General features: G+C 47.1%; 1 pseudogene. It reads right to left on the bottom strand.

Features of this window, described 5'->3' with window-relative positions:
- Nucleotides 1-1,811 (bottom strand): annotated as a pseudogene (locus GJU43_RS22905) (hypothetical protein); the annotation flags it as partial.

Here is a 1,811-nt window from a genome sequence, read left to right as displayed (position 1 = left end):
GCTGTTGTAGCAGGAATCGCTGTTCCGCCTGTCGCAGCACTATACCAAACCACATTAGGTTCATTGGTCTGAATGCTTGCAAAAGTTGGTGCGTTTACCAGACAGAAATCTTGTGTCGTATCTGTAGTTGTTGGTGTTGCAGGATCGGTTACGGAAATCGTAACGGCCAATCTTACGGAACTCTCACATCCTGTGGCAGCATCCAATAAAGCAGCGTAATAAACTCCGCTTGTCAAGGCTGTTGTAGCTGGAATCGCTGTTCCGCCTGTTGCAGCACTGTACCAAACCACATTAGGTTCATTGGTCTGAATGCTGGCAAAAGTTGGTGCATTTACCAGACAGAAATCTTGTGTTGTATCTGTTGTAGTTGGTGTTGCCGGATCGGTTACGGAAATCGTAAAGGCCAATCTTATCGAACTTTCACATCCTGTGGCAGCATCCAATAAAGCAGCGTAATAAACTCCGCTTATTAAAGCTGTTGTAGCAGGAATCGCTGTTCCGCCTGTCGCTGCACTGTACCAAACCACATTAGGCTGGTTCGTCTGAATGCTTGCAAATGTTGGTGCATCTACCAGACAGAAATCTTGTGTTGTATCTGTAGTTGTTGGTGTTGCAGGATCGGTTACGGAAATCGTAACGGCCAATCTTATAGAACTTTCACATCCTGTGGCAGCATCCAACAAAGCAGCGTAATAAGTACCACTTGTCAAGGCTGTTGTAGCTGGAATCGCTGTTCCGCCTGTCGCAGCACTGTACCAAACCACATTAGGCTCATTGGTCTGAATGCTGGCAAAAGTTGGTGCGTTTACCAAACAGAAGTCCTGTGTTGTATCTGTAGTTGTTGGTGTCGCAGGATCGGTTACGGAAATCGTAACGGCTAATCTTATGGAACTCTCGCATCCTGTGGCAGCATCCAATAAAGCAGCATAATAAGTACCACTGGTCAAGGCTGTTGTAGCTGGAATCACTGTTCCGCCTGTCGCTGCACTGTACCAAACCACATTAGGCTCATTGGTCTGAATGCTCGCAAAAGTTGGTGCGTTTACCAGACAGAAATCTTGTGTCGTATCTGTTGTAGTCGGCGTCGCAGGATCGGTTACCGAAATTGTAACGGCTAATCTTACGGAACTTTGACATCCTGTGGCAGCATCCAATAATGCGGCGTAATAAACTCCGCTTGTCAAAGCTGTTGTAGCTGGAATCGCTGTTCCGCCTGTCGCTGCACTGTACCAAACCACATTAGGCTGGTTGGTCTGAATGCTGGCAAAGGTTGGTGCATTTACCAGACAGAAGTCCTGTGTCGTATCTGTAGTTGTTGGCGTCGCAGGATCGGTTACCGAAATTGTAACGGCTAATCTTATGGAACTCTCGCATCCTGTGGCAGCATCCAATAAAGCAGCATAATAAGTACCACTGGTCAAGGCTGTTGTAGCTGGAATCACTGTTCCGCCTGTCGCTGCACTGTACCAAACCACATTAGGCTCATTGGTCTGAATGCTCGCAAAAGTTGGTGCGTTTACCAGACAGAAATCTTGTGTCGTATCTGTTGTAGTCGGCGTCGCAGGATCGGTTACCGAAATTGTAACGGCTAATCTTACGGAACTTTGACATCCTGTGGCAGCATCCAATAATGCGGCGTAATAAAATCCGATGGTCAATGCTGTTTTAGCTGGAATCCCTGTTCCTCCTGTCGCTGCACTGTACCAAACCACATTAGGCTTGTTGGTCTGAATACTGGCAAAGGTTGGTGCATTTACCAGACAGAAGTCCTGTGTCTTATATGTAGTTGTTGGCGTCGCAGGATCGGTTAC

Origin of the sequence: Flavobacterium sp. LC2016-23, from assembly GCF_009674775.1 — a bacterium.
Taxonomy (GTDB): domain Bacteria; phylum Bacteroidota; class Bacteroidia; order Flavobacteriales; family Flavobacteriaceae; genus Flavobacterium.
This window is presented reverse-complemented; position numbering and strand designations above follow the sequence as displayed.